This is a genomic window from Camelimonas abortus (genome assembly GCF_042432745.1).
GTDB classification, from domain to species: domain Bacteria; phylum Pseudomonadota; class Alphaproteobacteria; order Rhizobiales; family Beijerinckiaceae; genus Camelimonas; species Camelimonas abortus.
Genome location: NZ_JBHLWR010000006.1, coordinates 2,686,708 through 2,706,878 on the forward strand (window position 1 = coordinate 2,686,708; position 20,171 = coordinate 2,706,878).

15 protein-coding genes are annotated in these 20,171 nt (G+C 72.5%); 6 read left to right on the top strand and 9 right to left on the bottom strand.

The window, feature by feature from the left end; translation table 11 throughout:
* Window positions 1-242 precede the first annotated feature (242 nt).
* From ACFFJB_RS13935 to ACFFJB_RS13950, 4 genes are all read right to left on the bottom strand, one after another.
* Window positions 243-1,391 carry a polyamine ABC transporter substrate-binding protein gene (locus ACFFJB_RS13935; RefSeq protein ID WP_376832207.1) on the bottom strand — a complete coding sequence of 383 codons (1,149 nt, stop codon included), beginning with the start codon at window positions 1,389-1,391 and terminating at the stop codon, window positions 243-245.
* A 215-nt stretch (window positions 1,392-1,606) separates the two neighbouring features.
* Entirely contained in the window at window positions 1,607-2,620 is a 1,014-nt protein-coding gene (locus tag ACFFJB_RS13940; RefSeq protein WP_376832209.1) for an MraY family glycosyltransferase, read from the bottom strand.
* Window positions 2,621-2,787: 167 nt separating this feature from the next.
* Window positions 2,788-3,618 carry an MBL fold metallo-hydrolase gene (locus tag ACFFJB_RS13945; protein ID WP_376832211.1) on the bottom strand — a complete coding sequence of 277 codons (831 nt, stop codon included), beginning with the start codon at window positions 3,616-3,618 and terminating at the stop codon, window positions 2,788-2,790.
* 97 nt (window positions 3,619-3,715) lie between these two features.
* The gene (locus ACFFJB_RS13950) at window positions 3,716-6,268 is read right to left on the bottom strand and encodes an ATP-binding cassette domain-containing protein (protein WP_376832213.1); all 2,553 of its coding nucleotides are present in this window, start codon (window positions 6,266-6,268) and stop codon (window positions 3,716-3,718) included.
* 207 nt (window positions 6,269-6,475) lie between these two features.
* On the opposite strand from ACFFJB_RS13950, the gene ACFFJB_RS13955 reads away from it, so the two are divergent.
* Both ACFFJB_RS13955 and ACFFJB_RS13960 read left to right on the top strand, forming a co-directional pair.
* Window positions 6,476-8,107, top strand: coding sequence for a GMC family oxidoreductase (locus ACFFJB_RS13955; protein WP_376832716.1), 1,632 nt, complete (start codon window positions 6,476-6,478; stop codon window positions 8,105-8,107).
* A 46-nt stretch (window positions 8,108-8,153) separates the two neighbouring features.
* Window positions 8,154-8,648 carry an MmcB family DNA repair protein gene (locus ACFFJB_RS13960; protein WP_376832215.1) on the top strand — a complete coding sequence of 165 codons (495 nt, stop codon included), beginning with the start codon at window positions 8,154-8,156 and terminating at the stop codon, window positions 8,646-8,648.
* A 118-nt stretch (window positions 8,649-8,766) separates the two neighbouring features.
* On the opposite strand, the gene ACFFJB_RS13965 is transcribed toward ACFFJB_RS13960, so the two are convergent.
* Window positions 8,767-9,333 (bottom strand): ActR/PrrA/RegA family redox response regulator transcription factor, encoded by a 567-nt coding sequence (locus ACFFJB_RS13965; RefSeq protein ID WP_376832216.1) that lies wholly within the window; start codon window positions 9,331-9,333, stop codon window positions 8,767-8,769.
* Window positions 9,334-9,530: 197 nt separating this feature from the next.
* Complete coding sequence (locus ACFFJB_RS13970) at window positions 9,531-10,859, bottom strand: ActS/PrrB/RegB family redox-sensitive histidine kinase (protein WP_376832218.1); 1,329 nt, start codon at window positions 10,857-10,859, stop codon at window positions 9,531-9,533.
* Window positions 10,860-11,126: 267 nt separating this feature from the next.
* Between ACFFJB_RS13970 and ACFFJB_RS13975 the strand changes: the two genes are divergently transcribed.
* Window positions 11,127-11,915 carry a M48 family metallopeptidase gene (locus ACFFJB_RS13975; RefSeq protein ID WP_376832220.1) on the top strand — a complete coding sequence of 263 codons (789 nt, stop codon included), beginning with the start codon at window positions 11,127-11,129 and terminating at the stop codon, window positions 11,913-11,915.
* 149 nt (window positions 11,916-12,064) lie between these two features.
* On the opposite strand, the gene ACFFJB_RS13980 is transcribed toward ACFFJB_RS13975, so the two are convergent.
* Complete coding sequence (locus ACFFJB_RS13980; protein ID WP_376832222.1) at window positions 12,065-14,323, bottom strand: transglycosylase domain-containing protein; 2,259 nt, start codon at window positions 14,321-14,323, stop codon at window positions 12,065-12,067.
* A 200-nt stretch (window positions 14,324-14,523) separates the two neighbouring features.
* On the opposite strand from ACFFJB_RS13980, the gene arfB reads away from it, so the two are divergent.
* Both arfB and ACFFJB_RS13990 read left to right on the top strand, forming a co-directional pair.
* The gene (gene arfB, locus ACFFJB_RS13985) at window positions 14,524-14,949 is read left to right on the top strand and encodes an alternative ribosome rescue aminoacyl-tRNA hydrolase ArfB (protein WP_376832224.1); all 426 of its coding nucleotides are present in this window, start codon (window positions 14,524-14,526) and stop codon (window positions 14,947-14,949) included.
* A 307-nt stretch (window positions 14,950-15,256) separates the two neighbouring features.
* The gene (locus ACFFJB_RS13990; protein WP_376832226.1) at window positions 15,257-16,300 is read left to right on the top strand and encodes an MBL fold metallo-hydrolase; all 1,044 of its coding nucleotides are present in this window, start codon (window positions 15,257-15,259) and stop codon (window positions 16,298-16,300) included.
* Between the two features lie 59 nt (window positions 16,301-16,359).
* Here the strand turns inward: ACFFJB_RS13990 and ACFFJB_RS13995 are convergent, their stop codons facing one another.
* A complete protein-coding gene (locus tag ACFFJB_RS13995; protein ID WP_376832228.1) occupies window positions 16,360-17,370 on the bottom strand; it encodes a DUF4118 domain-containing protein in 1,011 nt (336 codons plus the stop codon).
* 405 nt (window positions 17,371-17,775) lie between these two features.
* On the bottom strand, window positions 17,776-18,654 hold the full coding sequence (locus tag ACFFJB_RS14000; RefSeq protein ID WP_376832230.1) for a DUF3108 domain-containing protein: 879 nt from the start codon (window positions 18,652-18,654) through the stop codon (window positions 17,776-17,778).
* 284 nt (window positions 18,655-18,938) lie between these two features.
* On the opposite strand from ACFFJB_RS14000, the gene ACFFJB_RS14005 reads away from it, so the two are divergent.
* Window positions 18,939-20,168, top strand: a complete 1,230-nt coding sequence (locus ACFFJB_RS14005; protein ID WP_376832232.1) for an MFS transporter — start codon at window positions 18,939-18,941, stop codon at window positions 20,166-20,168.
* Window positions 20,169-20,171 lie beyond the last annotated feature (3 nt).

The window sequence follows — 20,171 nt, forward strand, 5'->3', positions numbered from 1 at the left end:
GTTTCCGGGCTCCGCCGGCGCCTGCCGGCCGGAGACGGGGAAGGCCCCGGCGTCCGCTGTTTTCGACGGTCCGGCGCAGCATATGGAGGGCGGCAGCCCTGCCGTCCAGTGCGCGCCGCGGCCTGCCGGCGGGCGAAAGCGCCTGCGCCGCCGCTCCTGCCGCAGCGCGGTATTGAAAGATCGTGGCCGGTTTGCGTCAATCGTTTCCGGCGCGCGTTTCCGGCGCGCCGGCGGCGGCGCCGTCAGCGGCCGCTGCGGAAGCGCGTCCAGAGCCGGGTGATGGCCCGCTGGGCGCGCTCGTCCGGCGAAATGGTGGTGAACAGCCGCGCCATGGTGGCGCTGTCCGGATAGACGCCGGGATCGTTGAGCAGCTCGGGCTTCACCATCGGCCGCGCGTCGCCGACGCCGCTGGCGTAGGCGATGAAGTTGCTGTTGGCCGCCGCGACGTCGGGACGCAGCATGAAGTTGATGAAGGCGTGCGCCTCCTCCGGGTGCGGCGCGTCCGCCGGAATGACGAAATTGTCGAACCACATCTGCGCGCCTTCACGCGGCAGGATGTAGGCGATGTCAACGCCGGTCCCGGCCTCCTTCGCCCGCTGGCGCGCCTGCAGGATGTCGCCGGAAAAGCCGAAGACCATGCACACGTCGCCATTGGCGAGGGCGGCGATATATTCGGAGGAGTGCAGCTTGCGGATGTCGCCGCGCACCTTGCCGAGGGCCTCCGCCGCCGCCTGCAGGTCGGCCGGGTCTTTCGAGTCGGGGTTGCGGCCAAGATAGCGCAGCGTCGCAGGCAGCACGTCCTCCGCCGAGTCGAGCACCATGACGCCGCAGGCGGCGAGCTTGCGGGCCTTCTGCGGGTCGAGCAGCAGCGCGAGGCTGTCCAGCTGCGCGTCCGGTCCCAGCGCCTGCTTCACCTTCTGCGTGTTCACGCCGATGCCGGTGGTGCCCCACATGTAGTTGACGGCGTAGCGGTTGCCGGGGTCGTAAACCGCCAGCCGCCCGGCCACCTCCGGCCACACATGCTTCAGGTTGGGCAGTTTCTCCCGGTCGAGCTCGCGCAGCACTCCGGCGCGGATCAGCCGCTGCAGGGCCGGGCCGGTGGGCGCCACCACGTCATAGCCGGACTTGCCGGCCATCAGCTTGCTTTCGACGATCTCGTTGCTGTCGTAGGTGTCGTAGACCACCGCGATGCCGGTCTCCTCGGTGAATTTCTTCAGCATCGCCGGGTCGATGTAGTCCGACCAGTTGTAGATGTGGACGACCCGTTCGCCGGCCGCGGCGGGCAGGCCGGAGAACGGCGCGGCGAAACAGGCCGCGACGGCGCCGAGCGCGAGGGCGGCGGCGAAACGGCGGGTGACGCCGGACAGGCGGAAGAAACGCGGCTGCGACATGTCGGCTTCCTGAAGGCTGGAGAAACTGTTCTGGCCCTGGCGCATTCCCGGATCCCCACGGACGCCGGATCTGCGGCACGATAATGCGGGCCGCGCCGGCGCGGGAGCCCGTTTCGCCGGCAGGCCGCGCGCCGGACGGGCCCCGTGCGGGCAGCCCGCCCCTTTCGCGGGCGAACGGGCGGCGGACGCCGGCGCCGCGTCCGGTCGCGGGGCGCTCACAGCCGCCCGGCGAGGCGCGCCAGCAGCGTCCCGGTGACCACCGCGCCGCAGGCCAGCAGCGCCAGCTGCGCCAGCAGGCCGTCCGCCGCCAGCGCCAGCGCCGCGAGGCCGGCGAGCGCGACGTTGGCGGCGCCGATCAGGCCGGCGACGCGGATGGCCGGAACGCCCCGGTCGGCCGCCTGCTGGTAGAAATGCATGCGGTGCGCCTGCCACACCTTCTCCCCGCGCAGCAGCCGCCGGCAGAGGGTGATGGTGGCGTCGGCGCAGTAGTACATCGGCAGCAGCAGCGCGCTGGCCAGCGCCCCGCCGGAGGCGACCAGAAACAGCAGGAAGGCGGCGCCGAGGCCGATGGCCAGCGAGCCGACGTCGCCGAGAAACAGCCGCGCCGGCGGCCGGTTGAACGGCGCGAAGCCGAGAAGACCGCCAAGCAGCGCCGCGGCGCCGACCCCCAGCAGCGGCGCGGCCGCGCCGCCGGCGACGCCGGCCGCGCCGAACGCGGCCATGGCGGCGAGCATGGGCGCGACGCCGGAGACGGTGAGCCAGTCCAGCCCGTCCATGAAATTGGTGAGATTGACGAACCACAGGCCGGCCAGCAGCTCCAGCGCCCGCTCGGCCAGCAGGGGCAGCTGCGGCGCAAGGCGCGCCTCCGTCCCCGCCGCCGCCAGCGCCAGGGCCACGGCAAGCGCCTGGGCGGCGAGGCGCGGCGCCACCGGCAGCGGCCGGATGTCGTCGACGGCGCCAAGCGCGCCGATCAGCGTCATGGCCAGCGCCAGCTGGCCGGCCGTCAGCCACCAGGACTGCGGCAGCCACGCCAGCGCCCCGGCCAGCGCCAGCCCGGCCACGCAGCCGGCGATGACCGCGATTCCGCCGCCCTGCGGCGTGGGGATGCGGTGGCTGGAGCGGGCGTTGGGACGCGCCAGGGCGTAACGTTGCAGCAGCGGCTTCAGCGCGATGACCAGCGCCGCGGAGGCCAGCGCGGCGATGATGGCGACGGCCAGAATGGGAAGCACGCCGAATTCTCCCGGATGCGTCTCGTCAGGCGCGCGCCGCGGCCGGGGACGGGCGGCCGCAGGCCGGGGATCCGTTCGCAGGACGCGCACGCGCTCCATACAGGCGGCGGCGCTGCGGATAAAGTCCGGGGGCGGAGACAGCGCTGCGTTCACGCGCCGCCGCTGGCTCAGCCGAAGGTCAGGCGCATGCCCTCGCGGGCCACGAACGAGGCCGGACATTCGGCTTTCAGTTCGGCTTCAATGGAGTCCAGCGCGGCGTCGTCGCGCTCCGGATGCAGGTGGAACATCGCCATGGCCCGGGCGCCGCCCTCGCGGCACAGCCGCAGGCCCTCGCGCCAGGTGGAGTGGCCCCAGCCGACGCAGCGGCAGTATTCCTCCTCGAGGAACATCGAATCATAGATCACGAGATCCGCCCCGGCGACGAAGGCTTTCAGCAGCGGGCAGGGCCCGTCCGGCGCGTGCTCGATGTCGCTGACGTAACAGACGGAGCGGCCGTCGCAGTCAAAGCGGTAGCCGGTGGCGCCGGAGGGGTGGTTGAGCGGGCAGGTGCGCACCGCGACGCCGCGGGGCGTGATGGTCTCGCCGGCGCAAAAGCCGTGGTGCACGAACTGCGCGGGCAGCATGTCCAGCGTCACGGGAAACAGCGGCGGCCGGTAGAGCGCGCCGAGGGCCGCCTCGGCGGTGTCGCCGCCGAGATTGCCGCACCACAGGTGGATGACGTTGTGCGGGCGCAGCGCCGGCCGGAAAAACGGCAGCCCCGAGACGTGGTCGTGATGCAGGTGGCTGAGCAGCAGGTGCAGTTCCGCCGGAGGGCTGTCGCAGGGCAGGGTACGGCCGAGGGCGATCAGGCCGGTGCCGGCGTCGATGATGAAACGCTCGCCGCAGGCGGTGATCTCGACGCAGGGCGTGTTGCCGCCGAAACGCCCGAACTGCGGACCGCATACCGGATGCGACCCGCGCACGCCCCAGAATGTCACGGCGAGCCCCTGGCCCTTCATGGGTGTCCTCCGGAGGTTGAACGCGTCTTCCTAGGCGTGGAGGACACGCGCGCATGTGCGCTGCCGCACATCGCGCGGCCGGCCACGGAGCGCCGCCTCACGCCGCCGTCATGGCCGCCGGCGCCCGGTTCGCGGCGCCGCGGGCGAAAACCACGGTCTCCATGTCTGCGGCCAGCCCGGCGCTGCGCATGGTGACGAACAGGCTGCGGCCGGCCATTTCGGCGCGCAGCCTGACGAGCAGCGCTTCCGCCTGGGCGGCGGAGAGGCTTTCCGTGACGCCGGTCGCCACCAGCATTTCCGGACGGCGCGCAAGGCAGCGGGCGAGGTCGAGCAGCCGCTCGCGTCCGGCCATGGCGCGCATGTCGCCGGGGCTGATCCGCGCGGCGAGGCCCGAGGCGAACACCAGGTCGTCCAGCCCCTTTTCCGTGAGGATGGCGGTGACCATTTCCTGCACCTTCTCCTCGGCGCCGGCCACGTCATGGGCCACGCGGCCGAACAGCAGGTTGTCGGCGAGGCTGGCGGCCGGGCACAGGTGGTCCGGATCATAGAACGCCACCGCCGATTCGAGCGCGCGGGGCAGCAGCTCGCGGAACACCACGCGCGCGCGCACGATGCGCTCCTTCAGGCTGTCGTCCAGCAGGCCGAGGCGGTGGCGCGTCTCCACATAGCGGAAAGCGAGGTTGACCAGCATGTCGTGGTCGCGCGCCGCCGTGGCGCCGCGCGGACGGCGCGCGTCGGCGTGCCGGTCGAGCAGCTCCTCATAGGCGCCGCGCTCGCCGCGGTGGAAGAAGGAGAACTGGCGGAACAGCGGGTGCCCGTCCGGCACGCCCTCGAACATCTCCAGCAGGCTGCGGGCGATGGCGAGGCCCATCTCCTCCAGCGGCCGCGCCAGGTCTTCCGCCGCCAGCACCGCGCGCATGAACGGATGGCTGGCGAGATGGGCCTCGCTGAAGGTGTCGCCCACCGGCAGGCCGAACATCAGGTTCTCGGCGACGGTGGCGTGAACGTTGTAGGCCTCCGGATCGAAGGGATCGACGAGGCTGGCGGCGTCGCTGCGGGCCAGCGCCGCGCGCAGGGCGCGCCGCGCCTCGATGAGGCGCCGGGCGATGTCCGGATCGGCGCCGTTCTCCACCGGCGCGGCGAGGCCAAGTGCGTGCACCGCGTCCTGCAGGCCGGCCACGGCGATGACGCGCTGCAGCGTGGCGTCGTCGGGCCCGTTGACCAGGCCGCCGCGCTCCGGATCCCATTCGGCGCAGCCATAGAGCAGGTTGTCGCGCACGCTGGCGGCGAGAATGATCGGCGCGCCGCCTGCGTAGGCGATGCGGCGCGCCCGGCCGGGGCCGTCGAAGGCCTGCAGCGGCGCGCCGTTGACGGTGATCTCGCCGGAGGAGGGGCTGACCATGCCGCCCAGCAGCGCGGCGAAGGTCTCCACGCCCGAGCCCGCCTCGCCCACCAGCGCCACGTGGGCCGGCAGGCGCGTCTCGAAGCTGACGCCGGACACCCGCAGGCCGCTCGCCGGATCGAAGGCGGCGAGGTTGCGGACCGCCAGCGGCCCCTGCAGGGCAGGGGCGGCGGCGGGCGCGCCGGCGCTGGCGCTGCGGACGAGCAGCGGGCTGTGGGCGCGCGCCACCTCGGCGATGATGGCGCGGGCCTGGTCGCGCTCGCGCCGCCAGCTGACCAGCGCGTTCACCGGCCGCTGCAGCAGCACCGAGGCGAAGGCCAGCGCCACCATGCCGCCGATGGTGAGCTGGCCGGCCATCACCCACCAGCAGCCCCAGGCGATCATCAGCAGCGGTCCGAACTCGCGCAGGAAGCCGCGCGCCGCCGCCGCCAGCGACACCCTGCGGGTGAGGGGCCTCCATACGGCGTCAATGCGCGCCAGCAGCGAGCGGAAATAGCCCTCCTCCACGGCGATGGCGCCGTGGGCGCGGATGGCGTCGGCGCGCTGGGCGGCGGCGCGCATCGCCTCGGTCACCGCCCGCTGGCGCGAGCCGGTCTCATGGTTCAGGGCGTCCTCGGCGTGCGCCAGCCACAGGATCACCGCCACATTGGCCAGGGTGAGCCCCAGCAGCATGGCGCCGGAATGCAGGCCGACCGACGCGCCGAACGCCAGAACGATGGCCAGCTGGCTCAGCGCCATGGCCGGGACGATGATGGCGTCGCCGAAGAACCAGGCGATGGCGGTGAGGCTGGAGCCGGCCAGCCGCGCCGCCTCCGCCGCCTCGTCCTGGCCGCCGCCGCGCGCCGCCGCCACGCGCGTGAACAGCCGCATGCGCAGCAGCGCCGCCATGCGCCGGGCGATGGCGCTGCGCAGGAAGGCGACCAGCGAAATCAGCAGGCTGCGCAGGGCCAGAAGCGCGATCACCAGCGCGCAGCCGGCGACGAAAAAGCCCGGCCGCTCCAGAGTCACCCCCTGGAAGAGCACGAGCTCGCCCCCGGAGAGCGGGCGCGGCAGCGCCAGCTTCATCGCCATGAACGGCGCCGTCGGGCTGGTTTTGAAGGCCGCGCCGAGCACCGCGTCGTCCACCAGGATGCGCGGCAGCTCCAGCAGCAGCCAGTTGACCGGAGCCATCAGCAGAAGCACCAGCAGCGCCGCCACGTGCGGCAGCCGGCTGTTACGCCACACAAGCCGAACCGGATTCCGTTCCATCCTGTGGTGTCTCCCTGGCGCGTCCGCTCGATTGTCCGGCCTCGGCCGGAGCCGCGACGTCCGCCTTGCCCGCGCGGCGCTTCGCAGCAGAATGCATCGCGGCGGCGCGACGGCAAGAGCCAGGCCGCGCCTTGCGCGCCGCGACGGCGCGAATAATGGTGAGCCAAAGGCGGCGGGAACCGGGCGAGCGGGGGGAAAGCGATGGCGATGCAGGGCGCGGGCGCGGCGGCGGAGAGCGGCGCGGTTTTCGACTATGTGATCGTCGGCGCGGGATCGGCGGGGTGCGTGCTCGCCAACCGCCTGTCGGCGGATCCACGCAACCGCGTGCTGGTGCTGGAGGCCGGCGGCCGCGACAACTGGATCTGGCTCCACATTCCCGTGGGCTATCTGTTCGCCATCGGCAATCCGCGCTCGGACTGGATGTTCCGCACCACGCCGCAGCCGGGGCTCAACGGGCGGGCGCTGAACTATCCGCGCGGCAAGGTCATCGGCGGCTGCTCGGCCATCAACGCCATGATCTACATGCGCGGCCAGGCGGCGGACTATGACGGCTGGCGCGCGCGCGGCCTGCCCGGCTGGGGCTGGGACGACGTGCTGCCCTGCTTCCTGCGCATGGAGGACCACGTGCGTCCCGCCGACGCCTTTCACCGCGCCGGCGGCGAGTGGCGGGTGGAGTATCCGCGGGTGCGCTGGGCGGCGCTGGACGCGTTCCAGCAGGCGGCGGAGCAGGTCGGCGTTCCGCGCGTGGACGATTTCAACCGCGGCGACAATGAGGGCTCCGGCTATTTCCAGGTGAACCAGAAGCGCGGCCGGCGCTGGAGCGCGGCGCGCGGCTTCCTGAAGCCGGCGCTGCGCCGGCCCAACCTGCGGCTGGAAACCGGGGTGATGGCCGAAAAAATCCTGTTCGAAGGGCGGCGCGCCGTGGGCGTGGTCTGGTCACGCGGCGGCGCGCGCCACGTGTCGCGGGCGCGCGGCGAGGTGATTCTCGCCGCCGGGGCCATCGGCTCGCCGCAGCTGCTGGAGCTCTCGGGCGTCGGCCAGGGAGCGCGGCTGGCGCAGCTCGGCCTGCCGGTGGTGGCGGACCTGCCGGGCGTGGGCGAGAACCTGCAGGATCACCTGCAGCTGCGCCCCGTGTACCGCGTGCACGGCGTGCGCACCCTCAACGAGGACTACCGCAGCCTGCTGCGCCGCGCCGGCATGGCGTTTGAATACGCGCTGCTGCGCTCGGGCCCGCTGACCATGGCGCCCTCGCAGCTCGGCGTCTTCACGCGCTCCTCGCCGGAGCACGCCACGCCCAACATCCAGTATCACGTGCAGCCGCTGTCGCTCGACGCCTTCGGCGAGCCGCTGCATCCGTTCCCGGCCATCACCGCCAGCGTCGCCAACCTGCGGCCGAAGAGCGTCGGTTCGACGCACGCGCGCACTCCCTCCGCCGCCGACGCGCCGGTGATCGACCCCAATTACCTGAGCCACCCGGACGACGTCCGCGTCGCCGTCGATTCGCTGCGCCTCACCCGCCGCATCATGCAGGCGCCGGCCATGGCCCGTTTCCGCCCGCAGGAGCACAGGCCCGGGGCGCACCTGACCTCAGACGACGAGCTGGCCGTGGCCGCCGGCGACATCGGAACCACCATCTTCCATCCGGTGGGCACGGCGCGCATGGGGCCGGACGGCGACCCCGGCGCGGTGCTGGACGCGCGGCTGCGGGTGCGCGGCGTGGAGGGGCTGCGCGTCATTGACGCGTCGGCCATGCCCTCAATCACCTCGGGAAATACAAATTCGCCCACCATGATGATCGCCGAGAAGGGCGCGGCGATGATTCTGGAGGACAGGCGCTGACGCGCGTGGAGCGATGGACGGAAACAGTGACCGGCCGGATGCGGCCATGACCATGACGATGGGGCCGGACGCGCGCCTCACGCTGCCGCCGGACGGGCGCCAGTCGCCGGCGGCGCTGGCCATCCAGCGCGGCGTGAGGCGCCATTTCGCCAGCCTCGGCGCGGTGAGCGTCTGCGAGCTGACGCTGCCGGATTTCCGCCGCGCCGACGTCGCGGCGCTGGCGCCGGACGGGCGGCTGACCATCGTGGAGATCAAGTCGTCGGTCGCCGACTTTCGCGCCGACGCCAAATGGCGGGACTACCGCAACTGGTGCGACGCCTTCCTGTTCGCGGTGGCGCCGGAGTTCCCGGTGGAGATCCTGCCGCAGGACGCCGGCCTGCTCGTCGCCGACGCTTGGGGGGCGGAGCTGCTGCGCGCGCCGCAGGCGCATCCGCTGGCGCCGGCGCGCCGGCGGGCGCTGACGCTGCGTTTCGCCCGCGTCGCCGCCGGGCGGCTGCACCGGCTGGCTGATCCGGAAGGCGCGGCCGGCTTCTGCGACTGACGCGGGGGACTGACGCGCCGCCAGAGCGGCCGGGAACCGGCGGCGACCCGCGCCCGCCGGCTTCCGCCTGCGCCGCTCTACCCGCGCCGTTTTCCCGGGTCCCTCCGGGTGCTCCCGCTCAGCGCGGGGCGCGCTTGGCGAGGATGCGCTGCAGGGTGCGGCGGTGCATGTTGAGGCGCCGGGCCGTCTCCGAGACGTTGCGGCCGCACAGCTCGTAGACGCGCTGGATGTGCTCCCAGCGCACGCGGTCGGCCGACATCGGGTTCTCTGGCGGCTGGGCGCGGCCGCCCTGCTGCGCCATGAGGGCGGCGTGCACCTCGTCGGCGTCGGCTGGCTTGGCCAGATAGTCGAAGGCGCCGAGCTTCACCGCGGTCACGGCGGTGGCGATGTTGCCGTAGCCGGTGAGAATGACGCCGCGGGCGTCGGCGCGGCGCTCCTTGAGCTTGGTGATGACGTCCAGGCCGTTGCCGTCGCCCAGCCGCATGTCGATCACGGCGTAGGCCGGCGGATCGGCCTCGATGGCGGCGATGCCGTCGGCGGCGGTCTCCGCGGTGCGCACCTGATAGCCGCGGTTTTCCATGGCGCGGGCGAGGCGGTTGAGGAACGGCCGGTCATCGTCGACGATCAGGAGCGTCCGGTCGCCCTGGGGCGCGGTGGCGGGATCGTTGGCTTGTTCCTGGGTCATGCTTTCACCTGCGTGCTGGGCGCGCCAGCGTCCGCGCGATCCGCAGGCCGCGGATCCGCGGCGGGCGTCGCCGGCCAGAGGCGCCTCATGTCGCCGCATGGTCAACCATGACGCCAGTCAGGGCTTGTCAGGCTGAATGGCGACCTCTCGCCGCCGACTTAGAGCACATTTTGTCACGATTGTGTACTTTCGCTGCGTCAGGCGGACGCTCCGGAAACGCCGCGCTCGAAGGCGTGGCGCGGCCAGCGGATGCGCACCACCGCCCCGCTCTCCGGCGGCGGCGCGTTGGCGGTGGCGATCTCCGCCCCGGTGCGCTCGATCAGGCTGCGGGCGATGAACAGCCCGAGCCCGAGCCCGCTGGCCGGCTCGTCGGCATGGCTCTGCCCGGCGCCGCGCGTGGTGACGTAAGGTTCGCCGATGCGCAGCAGCACCTCGGGCGCAAAGCCCGGGCCGTCGTCCCGCACCACGATCTCGACGAACTGGTCGTTCCAGCGCTCTTCGATGGTCACGCCGTTGCGGGCGAAGTCCACGGCGTTGTCGATGATGTTGCCGAGGCCGTAGATCACGCCGGGATTGCGGCGGCACACCGGCTGCGGCCCCTCGCCCTCGCGCACCACGGTGATCGGCACGCCGAAGGGGCGCTGCGGCCCGGCCGCCTCCTCCACCAGGTGACTCAACGTCAGCTGCTGCAGCGGATTGGCGTCGCTGTCCGAGCCGAGCGAGGTGAGCTTGCCGAGAATGTTGCGGCAGCGCTCCACCTGTTCGCGCAGCAGGGCGATGTCTTCCGCCAGCGGGCTGCCTGGCGGCGCCTCGCGCGCCATTTCCTTGGTGACGAGGGTGATGGTGGCCAGCGGCGTGCCCAGCTCGTGCGCCGCCGCCGCGGCGAGGCCGTCCAGCTGGCTGAGGTGCTGCTCGCGGGCCAGCACCAGCTCGGTGGCGGCGAGGGCCCGCGCCAGGGTGCGCGCCTCGTCCGCCACCCGCCAGGCGTAAATGGCGGTGAAGGCGATGCCGAGGGTGATCGAGGTCCAGATGCCGATGATGTAGACGAACGGCAGCTCCAGCGTCTCGCCCGGCCGCCACGGCAGCGGATAGCGCCAGAACATCAGGCAGGTGGCGTAAAACACCGACAGCGCCCCCAGCGCCATGGTGGCGCCCGGGGGCAGGGTGGTCGCCGAAATCAGCACAGGGGCGAGGAACAGGATGGCGAACGGGTTCTGCAGCCCGCCCGTGAGATAAAGCAGCCCCGCCAGCTGCGTGAGGTCATAGGCCAGCAGCGCCGTGGCCGGCCACAGCCCCGGCCAGTGGCTCATGGGATAGCGCAGCCGCAGGGCGATGTTCAGCCACGCCGAGGCGGCGATCAGCAGGAAGCAAAGGCCGAAGGGCAGCGAAAATCCCAGGCCGAAATGCACGCCCACCACCGCGATGCTCTGGCCGGTGACCGCCAGCCAGCGCAGGCGGACGAGCGTGTCGAGCCGGACAAGACCGGCGTCGCGGGAATGCGGAAGTGCGTCGGCGGAGGATTGCATCGGCGGCGGTCCGTCTCCTGCGTCCCGCGCCGCGCATGGGCGCGCTCCGGGCTCATGCCGCGGGCGCATTGCGCGGGCGGGCGCATCGCCACTATGGTCTGTCGACGCACGGAACGCCATCCGGCGGCCGGGGTCCACGCCGCCCGGACGTCACGCCTCGCAGAAGTTGTATCCGGACGCAAGCACAAGCGTGTGGATATTATCACATGTGCGTGATAGGCTGGATTGCTTCCATCAGCTCATCCTCCGTCACGGGCAGTCGCGCCGATGCAGCTCTTCAAGCGAAGCTCTCCGGGAGAACAGGTCGTGTCGGTGCGCGCCGGCGGGGAAACCTGCCAGGTGACGCTGCGCCGGCGGCGCGACGCCCGCCGCCTGACCCTGCGGGTGTCGCAGGTCACCGGCGAGGCCACGCTCACCATGCCGCAGCGCGGCGACCTGCAGGCGGCGCTGCGTTTTCTCGAAACCCATGGCGAGTGGATCGCCGCCCGGGTGCGGCGCGTGCCGGAGCGCATTCCCTTCGTTCCCGGCGCCGTGGCGCCGCTGCGGGGGACGCCCCACCGGCTGGTGTGGCGGGAGGACGCGCGCGCGACGCCGGTGATCGCCGCCGGGCGGGACGGCGGGCCGATGATCATCGCCGGGGGCGACCCGCGGCATTTCCCCCGCCGTGTCCAGGAGCTGCTGAAACGCCTGGCCGCCGCCGACCTGGAGGCGGCGGTGGCGTATTACGCCAGCCGGCTGGCGGTGCGGCCGCGCGGCGTCACCCTGCGCGACCAGCGCACCCGCTGGGGCTCCTGCACCGCCGCCGGCCGGCTCAATTTCTCCTGGCGGCTGGTCATGGCCCCCCCCTATGTGCTGGACTATCTGGCGGCCCATGAGGTGTGCCACCTGCGGGAGATGAACCATTCGGACCGTTTCTGGGCCCTGGTCTATCGCCTGTGTCCGCACACCGACGCCGCGGAGAGCTGGCTGAAGGAGCACGGCGCCGGCCTGCACCGCTACGGCGCCGCGCCCGCCGCCCGCAGGACGCCGCCCGCTCCCGCCGCGCCGCTTCCGTGACTTTTTCCGGTTCCGCCTGATTCCGCGGGGGCGCCGCGCCCCACGGCGACTGGCGACGGCCGCCAGGGTTGCGCCCGCACGCTCCCAAGGATGTCCCGGGCATGTCCAGGGCACGCGCGCGGTCCTGCCACGCGTCGCCGGCTGCGGGCTCAGCCGCCGAACAGCCGCTCGAAGAAGTTGGGCTCGCGCCGCGGCGGCGCGGCGACGGCCGGCGGCGGCGCCTGCCCGGCGTCCGGCTGGCTGGCGGCGACCAGGCCGGCTGGCGGCGGCGCCGGAATCCACGGAACGCCCGGCAACGGCCCCGGCTTGAGGTTGCGCGAGGCCACCGGCATCACCCGGTTCCACACGTCCAGCGGCAGCGAGCCGCCGGTGACGCGCTTCATCGGGCTGTTGTCGTCATTGCCGATCCAGACGGTGGTGACCAGCTGGTTGGTGAAGCCCACGAACCAGGCGTCGCGGAAATCCTGCGACGTGCCCGTCTTGCCGCCGACGTCCCAGCCCGGCAGCTTCGCCTTGCTGGCGGTTCCGGAGGTCGTCACCGCGCGCAGCATGGCGTTGATCATGCCCTCGACGCGCGGATTGATCACCGGCCCGAGGCTGTTGGGCATGCGTTTGTAGATGTTCTTGCCGTCCGGGGTGGAGACCGACTCGATGACGTAGGGGACCACGCCGATGCCGCCGTTGGCGAAGGCGGCGTAGGCGGCGGTGAGCTCCAGCGGCGTCACCTCCGAAGTGCCGAGCGCGATCGAGGCGTTGGCGGCCAGCGGCGAGGTGACGCCAAGGCGCTGCGCCGCCCGCACCACCTGCTTCGGCCCCAGCTCCAGCGCCAGCTTCACCGGAATGGTGTTGAGGGAGTGGGCCATGGCGGTCATCAGCGTCACCGGCCCGCTGTACCGGCGCGAGAAATTGGCGGGCGACCAGTCGCCGACGGAGACGGGGCTGTCGTCGCGCACCGTGTCCGGAGTGAGGCCGGCTTCAAGCGCCGCAAGGTAAACGAACGGCTTGAACACCGAGCCGGGCTGGCGGCGGGCGCGGGTGGCGCGGTTGAACTGGCTGTCGGCGTAGTTGCGGCCGCCGACCAGCGCCTTCACGGCGCCGTCCGCGGCCAGGGTGACCACCGCGCCCTGGGTGGCGCCCAGCCTGCCGCCCTGGCGGCCGAGCTCCTCGTTGAGCGCCGCCTCCGCCGCCGTCTGCAGCGGCATGTCGATGGTGGTGTGCACCACCACGTCCCTGTCGATCTTGCCGACGAAGTCGTCCAGCACCTCCATCACATAGTCGGCGGCGTAGCTGGCCGAGCGGCCGGCGCCCGGCTTCACCGCGACGGCCGGCGTCATGAGGGCGTTCTTGGCCTGGCGTTCGGTGATGAATCCTTCGTCGGCCATGGCGGCCAGCACCAGCCGGGCGCGGCTCTGCGCCCCTTCCGGATTGCGCGTCGGGGCGAGGCGCGCCGGGGCCTGCACGAGGCCCGCCAGCATCGCCGCCTCCGCCAGGGTGAGGTCTTTCGCCGGCTTGCCGAAATAGCGGTGGGCGGCGGCCTCCACGCCATAGGCGCCCGCGCCGAAATAGACGCGGTTCATGTACATCTCGAGGATCTGGTCCTTGGTGTACCGCTGCTCCAGCCAGAGCGAGAGGATGACCTCCTGGATCTTGCGCGAGAGGGTGCGGTCTTGGGTGAGGAACAGGTTCTTGGCCAGCTGCTGGGTGAGCGTGGAGCCGCCCTGGGAGATGCCGCCGCGCGAGACGTTGCGCAGCATCGCGCGCGCCACGCCCAGCGGATCGACGCCGTGATGCTCGTAGAACCGGCGGTCCTCGATGGCCACGAACGCCTTCGGCACGTAAGGCGGCAGCTCCGATATCCGGACCTCGCGGCCGCCCATGTCGCCCTTGTTGGCGATCAGCGAGCCGTCGGCGGCCAGAATGGCGACATTGGGCGCGCGCTTGGGCACCGTCAGCTGGTCAAGCGGCGGCAGCAGCGAGAAATGGTAGGCCACCACGCCCAGCACGGCGAGCGCGCCGGCGAAGCACAGCGTCAGACCCAGCCGGAACAGGTGGCCGATGAACGAGCGCCGGCGCCGGGCCTTCTGCGGCTTGGAGGCATTGCGGGCCGGGCCGCGGCCGCCGGATTTCGCCTTTCTGTTCGCCACGCGTCTCAGCGCTCCCTGTCTGGCCGCACGGGCCGGCGGCGGCTCCGGCGCGAAGCCGCCGGCTGGCCCGTCATGGCGCTCCGCCGCGGGCGGGCCGAACGCCGGCTCCGTCCGTCGCGCCCCGCCAGGCCGGTCGCGCCGCGGCGGGCGGTCGCGCTCCGGGTCGACCGGGGCCGGAGCCGCCGGCGCGCCGGCGGAGACTTCATCTTCGCGGGTGGGGCCGAAATGCGGCTCCACCCTGTCGTGGCCGTTGGAACGCGCCATATGTTGTCTTGTCCCGGCAGAAAACAGGTTCGCGCCCGCGCGGCGCCGCCCGCGAACGGCCGGTTTCCTGGCCGGGGGAAGCGTCGCGTCCGCACGTCCGCCCGGGGGCGGGACAGGCGCGGCTCTTCCGTATTGAGATGCTAATTGTGGCGGTTTAAGGGGATGTTAAGCGGACGGGGGCCGCAGACGGGCGCACGATCATGATCACTGTCACCGACGCGCTGGCCATTCCGGAGGAGGAGCTGGCCGAACGCTTCATCCTCGCCGGGGGCCCCGGCGGCCAGAACGTCAACAAGGTCGCCACCGCGGTGGAGCTGCGCTTCGACGCGCGCCGCTCGCCGTCGCTGCCGCCGCGCGTCGCCGCCCGGCTGCTCGCCCTGGCCAGCCATCTCGCCAGCAACGACGGCGTCATCGTCATCAAGGCCAGCCGCTTCCGCACCCGCGAGCGCAACCGCGCCGACGCGCGCGAGCGCCTCGCCGCCCTGGCGCGCGCCGCCGCCGAACCGCCGCCGCCGCCGCGCCGGCCCACCCGGCCGACCCGCGCCTCCCGGATCCGCCGGCTGGACGCCAAGACCCGCCGCAGCCGCATCAAGGCCGGCCGCGGCCGCCCATCCGCCGACGACTGAGCCGCGCCCGGCCGGGCGCGGGCCCTGAACGCAGCGCGGGACGGCGGCGTGGGCCATGCAGCAGGCGCCGGGCAGGCGCGTCCCATCATGACGTTGACGCGCTAGCCGCCGCCCGGCCGCCCCTTTAGGCTTTCCCGGCCATCCCCGCCACGCCCCGGCCCGTGCGCCGGCCGGCGTTCCTGCCCCACGGCTTCCTGGCGCGCCGCGGTCCCGCTCCGCGTGGAGAAAGGGGCCGCGAGGTCCGGCTGCGTCCCTGCGGCCGCCCCGGCGGCGACAGGGGCCGGCGTAACGACAGAAACGGACCCACATGGACCTGCAGCAGCACGAACCGCTCCTGACCTTTCCCTTCCGCGAGCCGCCCGCTCCGGGCGAGGCGGTCGCGGTCGCCCCCGGCCTGCTCTGGGCCCGTTTCGCGCTGCCCTTCGCCCTCAACCACGTCAACGTTTACCTGATCGAGGACGACGGCGGCTGGGCGGCGTTCGACTGCGGCGTCGCCAACGACGCCACCCGCGCCCAGTGGCTGCGGCTGCTGGAGGGGCCGCTGGCCGGCCGGCCGCTCACGCGGCTGATCGTGTCGCACCATCACCCCGATCACATCGGCCTCGCCGGCTGGCTGTGCGAGCGCTTCGGCCTGCGGCTGCTGATGACCCAGTCGGAATATCTGGAGGGGCGCTACATCGCCCTCAATCCGGACCAGACGGGCAAGGGGCCGTTCCGCCAGTTCTACCTCGACCACGGGCTCGACGACGCCGCAACCGACGTGGTGGTCAGCCAGGGCCACGGCTACCTGCGCATGGTGACGCCGCTGCCGCCCACCTTCCGGCGGCTGGCTGCCGGCGAGACGCTGCGCATCGGCGGACGCCGGTTCGAGATCTTCACCGGCGGCGGCCACGCCGCCGAGCAGGCGATGCTCTACTGCCGTGAGGAAAACCTGTTCCTCGGCGCCGATCAGGTGCTGGCGAAGATCACGCCCAACGTCAGCGTGTGGGCCATGGAGCCCGAGGGCGATCCGCTGGGCCTCTACCGGCGCTCGCTGCGCGAGCTGGAGGCGGCCATCGACGCGGACGCGCTGGTGCTGCCCGGCCACAACCTGCCGTTCCGCGGCCTGCACCTGCGGCTGCGCGCCCTCGACGCCCACCACGAGCACCGCTGCGACATCCTGCTGGAGGCCTGCGCCCGCCGGCCCTGCACGGTGGCCGAGCTGGTGCCGGTGATGTTCCCGCGCGAGCTGGATCCGCACCAGATGAGCTTCGCCTTCAGCGAGGCCCTGGCCCATGTGAACTACCTGGCCGAACGCGGCCAGCTGCGCTGGGTGGAGACGGAGGGCGCGCGTCGCCTGGTCCGCGCCTGACAGGCGCCGGACGCGGCCGGCGGCGCATCTGGCCGCGCCGCCGCCTGGCGCGGCGGCGCTCAGCGCGCCATCGGCAGCTGCAGGATGCGTTCGGTTTCGCTGATGCGCTCGTAGCGGGCGCCCATGTCGCGCGCCATCTTGTGCACGATGGTGGTGGCGGTGGCGCTGATGTAGTGCGTGCGCGCGTCGCGCACCAGCATGCCCTCGATGATCTCGATGTGGATCACGATGTCGTCGCCGTGGTTCTGCACGGTCATGCGCACGGCGCCGCCGTCCGGGACCGACAGCGCCAGATCCCACAGGATCTCCGCCACCATGATCAGCGCGTGCACCATGTGCTCGTGCGCCGGCCGGAAGGCGTAGGAGGTGATCATGTTGAGGCGGATGCGGCCGCCGGAGGCGTCGTCGAGCGTCAGCTGGCTGACGCGCTCCAGCAGGTCCGCCGGCCGCGCCTCGTCATAGGGCAGGCGGCCAATGGCGGAGTGGATGCTGCGGACCGCCATGTGGCGCTCCTCCACGCCGGTGGGCGCCAGGACATGCGCCGGCGCCGCCCCGCGCCGGTAAAGGCGCAGCGGCCGCGCCGTGACGGCGATGTTCTTCGTGATCCATGAATTGAGCGCCGCCAGCGCGATGGTGCGCGCCGCCAGCTGCTGGCGGTCCTGCTGGCCCCATGCGCCGCCGGCGCCCGCCGCTGCGAGAGCGCGCCGCTCCGGCGGCGCGTCCTCGTCGCGGTCCTCATACAGCAGCAGGATGATCGCCGCGCCGGCCACGAACAGCCCGAGCAGGAAATAGCCCTGGAACGTCTGGCCGAGGGTGAAGGTCCACGGCGGCGTGAAAATCAGCGACGCGCACACCAGCGAGCCGACGATGGCCACGAACACGCCGGACCAGCGCCCGGCCAGGTGCCGCGCCAGCGCCACCGCCGGCAGATAGGTCATCATCGGCGCGCCGATCAGCGACGTGGCGAGATAAAGCTGGGGGAGGGTGGGGATAATGGCGAGCGCCGCGGCCACCAGAAACTGGCCCACGGGGGAAGTAACGATGTCGCGTGTCCTCGCCGCCAGTCTCATGTCAACAGACCCGCCCGAATGTGAGGGGGCGCCGCGCAGGGCCCGCGGCGCCAGCCCGGACGGCCAGAAGGACGCCAGGAACCGGCTCGCGGAAGGATGTGGGGATGGGAGCGCCTGTACGTTCGCGTCCGCCGTCGCTTATCGTGACAGCGCCGGCCATTTCCGGCCAGCGGCTGGCGACGCTTCCCCGCGAAACCTTTCGCCTGCCTCCGGTAAATTCCCCGTGAACGGCGCAGCTCACGTTTCGGAATATCCCGCCTGCTCCGTGGTTTTCAAGGCGCTTCATGACGTTCCGCATGTCTGGCGATAACCGTTGACGACCGGCGCGAACGCCGCGGCGCTTCCGCCGCCGCGACGGCGCGGCTGCCCGGGACGGTTCCTGGAGCGCGCGGCGCCGGCGTCCCGCTATCGGGACGGGCGGTCGCGGCCCGAAGCGACCGAGACGCCGTTGATGGTGACCCTGGTGGCCTGCATCACTGACATCCCCATGGTGGTGCGGATGTAGATGCGCAGCGGCGCGTACAGCCCCGTGTCCGCCACCGGCGCCAGCGTCACGCCCATGTCGGTGTTCTGCTCCATGAATTTGGTCATGCGCCGGTCCGGCCGGTGGCCGGAGACGGGCGCGTAACGCGCCGAGCAGGTGATCGCGGGCCCGCTGTAGCCCGCCTGGGTGACCATGGCCTGCCCCTTGTAGCGCAGCACCACGTCGAAGCGGGTCGCGCCGTCGAACACCGGAATGGTGCGGTTGCAGACCTCGCCGGGGCGCCGGCCCGGAGCGGGCATGAGCAGGGCGCTCAGCGGGTCGGTGACGCCGGCGCGATGGGCGGCGGTGACCGCGACGCGGTCCGGAACGTCCCAGTTCTCCAGCGGCGGGTTGATCTCGACGGCGCTGACCGCGCCGCCCGAAAAGGCCATGCGCAGCGTGCGCGTGTCGTTTGCGGCGGCGGCGATCACCGCCAGCGATTCCGGCAGGATGCGCTCGCCGGCGATGCGCCCGGTTGCGCGCGCGCCGCCCTTGCCGCTCACCAGCACGCCGGCGAGGCCGGTGAGCCTGGCGTGCAGGTCGATCTCATAGGCGCCGGCGCCGTCCACCGTCGCCCGGAGGCGGGCGGCGCCGATGTTCACGCCGGCCAGCGACAGGGCGTAGGCGGCCTCGAACGAGCCGGCGCGCGGCGCCTGCTGCGCCGTGGCCGCGCCCGGCGCGGCGGCCGCGGCCAGCAGCACGGCCGCCGCCTGCAGGCGGAGCCGGACGCGACGGCGCGCGTATGGGCGTTGTGTGGTCATCCTGAACCTTCCGGCTGGCGGGATCGTACGGCCTGCCGCGCTGGCGCGGCCGCGTGCTCCGGTCCGCCAGCATGTCGTCTCATGGTGAACAAAATGTATCCCCTGACGGAAGGGCGCTGTCCGGCGATCCAGCCGTATTCCCATGCATTCAATGCATGGCGGTCATGATCGCCGCCGCTGTGATGCGCAGGACGTTGCCATCAGCCGCGCGTTTCGTTCATTGTCCGCTGTCTCCGGCCGCCCCCCCCGACCGCAGCCGGACCTGACTGCAGGAGAAAACCGGCATGAGCGTGGCGACAGCCCCGCAGGCGCGGCACGGATCAGGCGCCGGCACGGAGCGCGTCGCGCTCCACGTGCTGGGCGCCATCAGCCTGTCGCATCTGCTCAACGACCTGATCCAGGCCGTTGTTCCGGCCATTTATCCGGTGCTGAAGCGCGACTTCCGGCTCGACTTCGCGCAGATCGGCCTCATCACCTTCTGCTTCTACGCGGTGTCCTCCCTGATCCAGCCGCTCGTGGGGCTGTACGCCGACCGACGTCCGCTGCCGTTCTCCCTGGCGGCGGGCATGGGCGCCAGCCTGGTGGGGCTGCTGCTGCTGTCTACGGCGTGGAGCTATCCGGTGATTCTGGCGGCGGCCATGCTGGTGGGGCTTGGCTCGGCGGTGTTCCACCCGGAGGCGTCGCGCGTGGCGCGCATGGCCTCCGGCGGGCGCCACGGCCTCGCCCAGTCGCTGTTTCAGGTGGGCGGCAACGCCGGCACGGCGCTCGGCCCGCTGATGGCGGCGCTCGTCGTGGTTCCGCGCGGCCAGGGCGGAGTCGCCTGGTTTTCGCTGGCGGCGCTGGCGGCCATCGTGGTGCTCGCCCTGGTCGGGCGCTGGTACGGCGCGCAGGTGGCGCGGGCGCGCGCCGGCGCCGCCGCTCCCTCGCGCGCCAGCCCGCCGGGCCGCCGCCAGCTGGTCCTGGCGCTGCTGGTGCTCGGCGTGCTGATCTTCTCGAAGTTTTTCTACACAACCTCGATCAGCACCTATTACGCCTTTTTCCTCATGGACCGTTTCGGCGTCCCGGTGCAGCAGGCGCAGTTTTTCCTGTTCCTGTATCTGGCGGCGGTGGCGGCGGGCACCATCGCCGGCGGGCCGCTGGGCGACCGTTTCGGCCGCAAGCCGGTGATCTGGTTCTCCATCCTCGGCGCCGCCCCCTTCACCCTGGCGCTCCCCTGGGCCAGCCTCGCCTGGACGCCGGCGCTCACCATGATCATCGGCTTCATCATGGCCTCGGCCTTTCCGGCCATCGTGGTCTACGCCCAGGAGCTGCTGCCCGGGCGCGTCGGCATGATCTCGGGCCTGTTCTTCGGCTTCGCCTTCGGCATGGGCGGCCTTGGCGCGGCGCTGCTCGGCCAGCTGGCCGACGCGGCCGGCATCGCCACGGTGTACCGCATCTGCGCCTTCCTGCCGCTCGCCGGCCTGCTGGCCTGGTTCCTGCCGTCGGGCCGGCGCGGGGCGGGGGCGAGGGCCTGAACG

What these genes read in the sequence shown, in the direction of transcription:
- ACFFJB_RS14000 (WP_376832230.1), bottom strand. Translation starts at nt 18,654, where the DNA reads ATGACCACACAACGCCCATACGCGCGCCGTCGCGTCCGGCTCCGCCTG.
- ACFFJB_RS13955 (WP_376832716.1), top strand. Translation starts at nt 6,476, where the DNA reads ATGCAGGGCGCGGGCGCGGCGGCGGAGAGCGGCGCGGTTTTCGACTAT.
- ACFFJB_RS13970 (WP_376832218.1), bottom strand. Translation starts at nt 10,859, where the DNA reads ATGCAATCCTCCGCCGACGCACTTCCGCATTCCCGCGACGCCGGTCTT.
- ACFFJB_RS13965 (WP_376832216.1), bottom strand. Translation starts at nt 9,333, where the DNA reads ATGACCCAGGAACAAGCCAACGATCCCGCCACCGCGCCCCAGGGCGAC.
- ACFFJB_RS13950 (WP_376832213.1), bottom strand. Translation starts at nt 6,268, where the DNA reads ATGGAACGGAATCCGGTTCGGCTTGTGTGGCGTAACAGCCGGCTGCCG.
- ACFFJB_RS13960 (WP_376832215.1), top strand. Translation starts at nt 8,154, where the DNA reads ATGACCATGACGATGGGGCCGGACGCGCGCCTCACGCTGCCGCCGGAC.
- ACFFJB_RS13980 (WP_376832222.1), bottom strand. Translation starts at nt 14,323, where the DNA reads ATGGCGCGTTCCAACGGCCACGACAGGGTGGAGCCGCATTTCGGCCCC.
- ACFFJB_RS14005 (WP_376832232.1), top strand. Translation starts at nt 18,939, where the DNA reads ATGAGCGTGGCGACAGCCCCGCAGGCGCGGCACGGATCAGGCGCCGGC.
- ACFFJB_RS13975 (WP_376832220.1), top strand. Translation starts at nt 11,127, where the DNA reads ATGCAGCTCTTCAAGCGAAGCTCTCCGGGAGAACAGGTCGTGTCGGTG.
- ACFFJB_RS13995 (WP_376832228.1), bottom strand. Translation starts at nt 17,370, where the DNA reads ATGAGACTGGCGGCGAGGACACGCGACATCGTTACTTCCCCCGTGGGC.
- ACFFJB_RS13990 (WP_376832226.1), top strand. Translation starts at nt 15,257, where the DNA reads ATGGACCTGCAGCAGCACGAACCGCTCCTGACCTTTCCCTTCCGCGAG.
- ACFFJB_RS13945 (WP_376832211.1), bottom strand. Translation starts at nt 3,618, where the DNA reads ATGAAGGGCCAGGGGCTCGCCGTGACATTCTGGGGCGTGCGCGGGTCG.
- ACFFJB_RS13935 (WP_376832207.1), bottom strand. Translation starts at nt 1,391, where the DNA reads ATGTCGCAGCCGCGTTTCTTCCGCCTGTCCGGCGTCACCCGCCGTTTC.
- arfB (WP_376832224.1), top strand. Translation starts at nt 14,524, where the DNA reads ATGATCACTGTCACCGACGCGCTGGCCATTCCGGAGGAGGAGCTGGCC.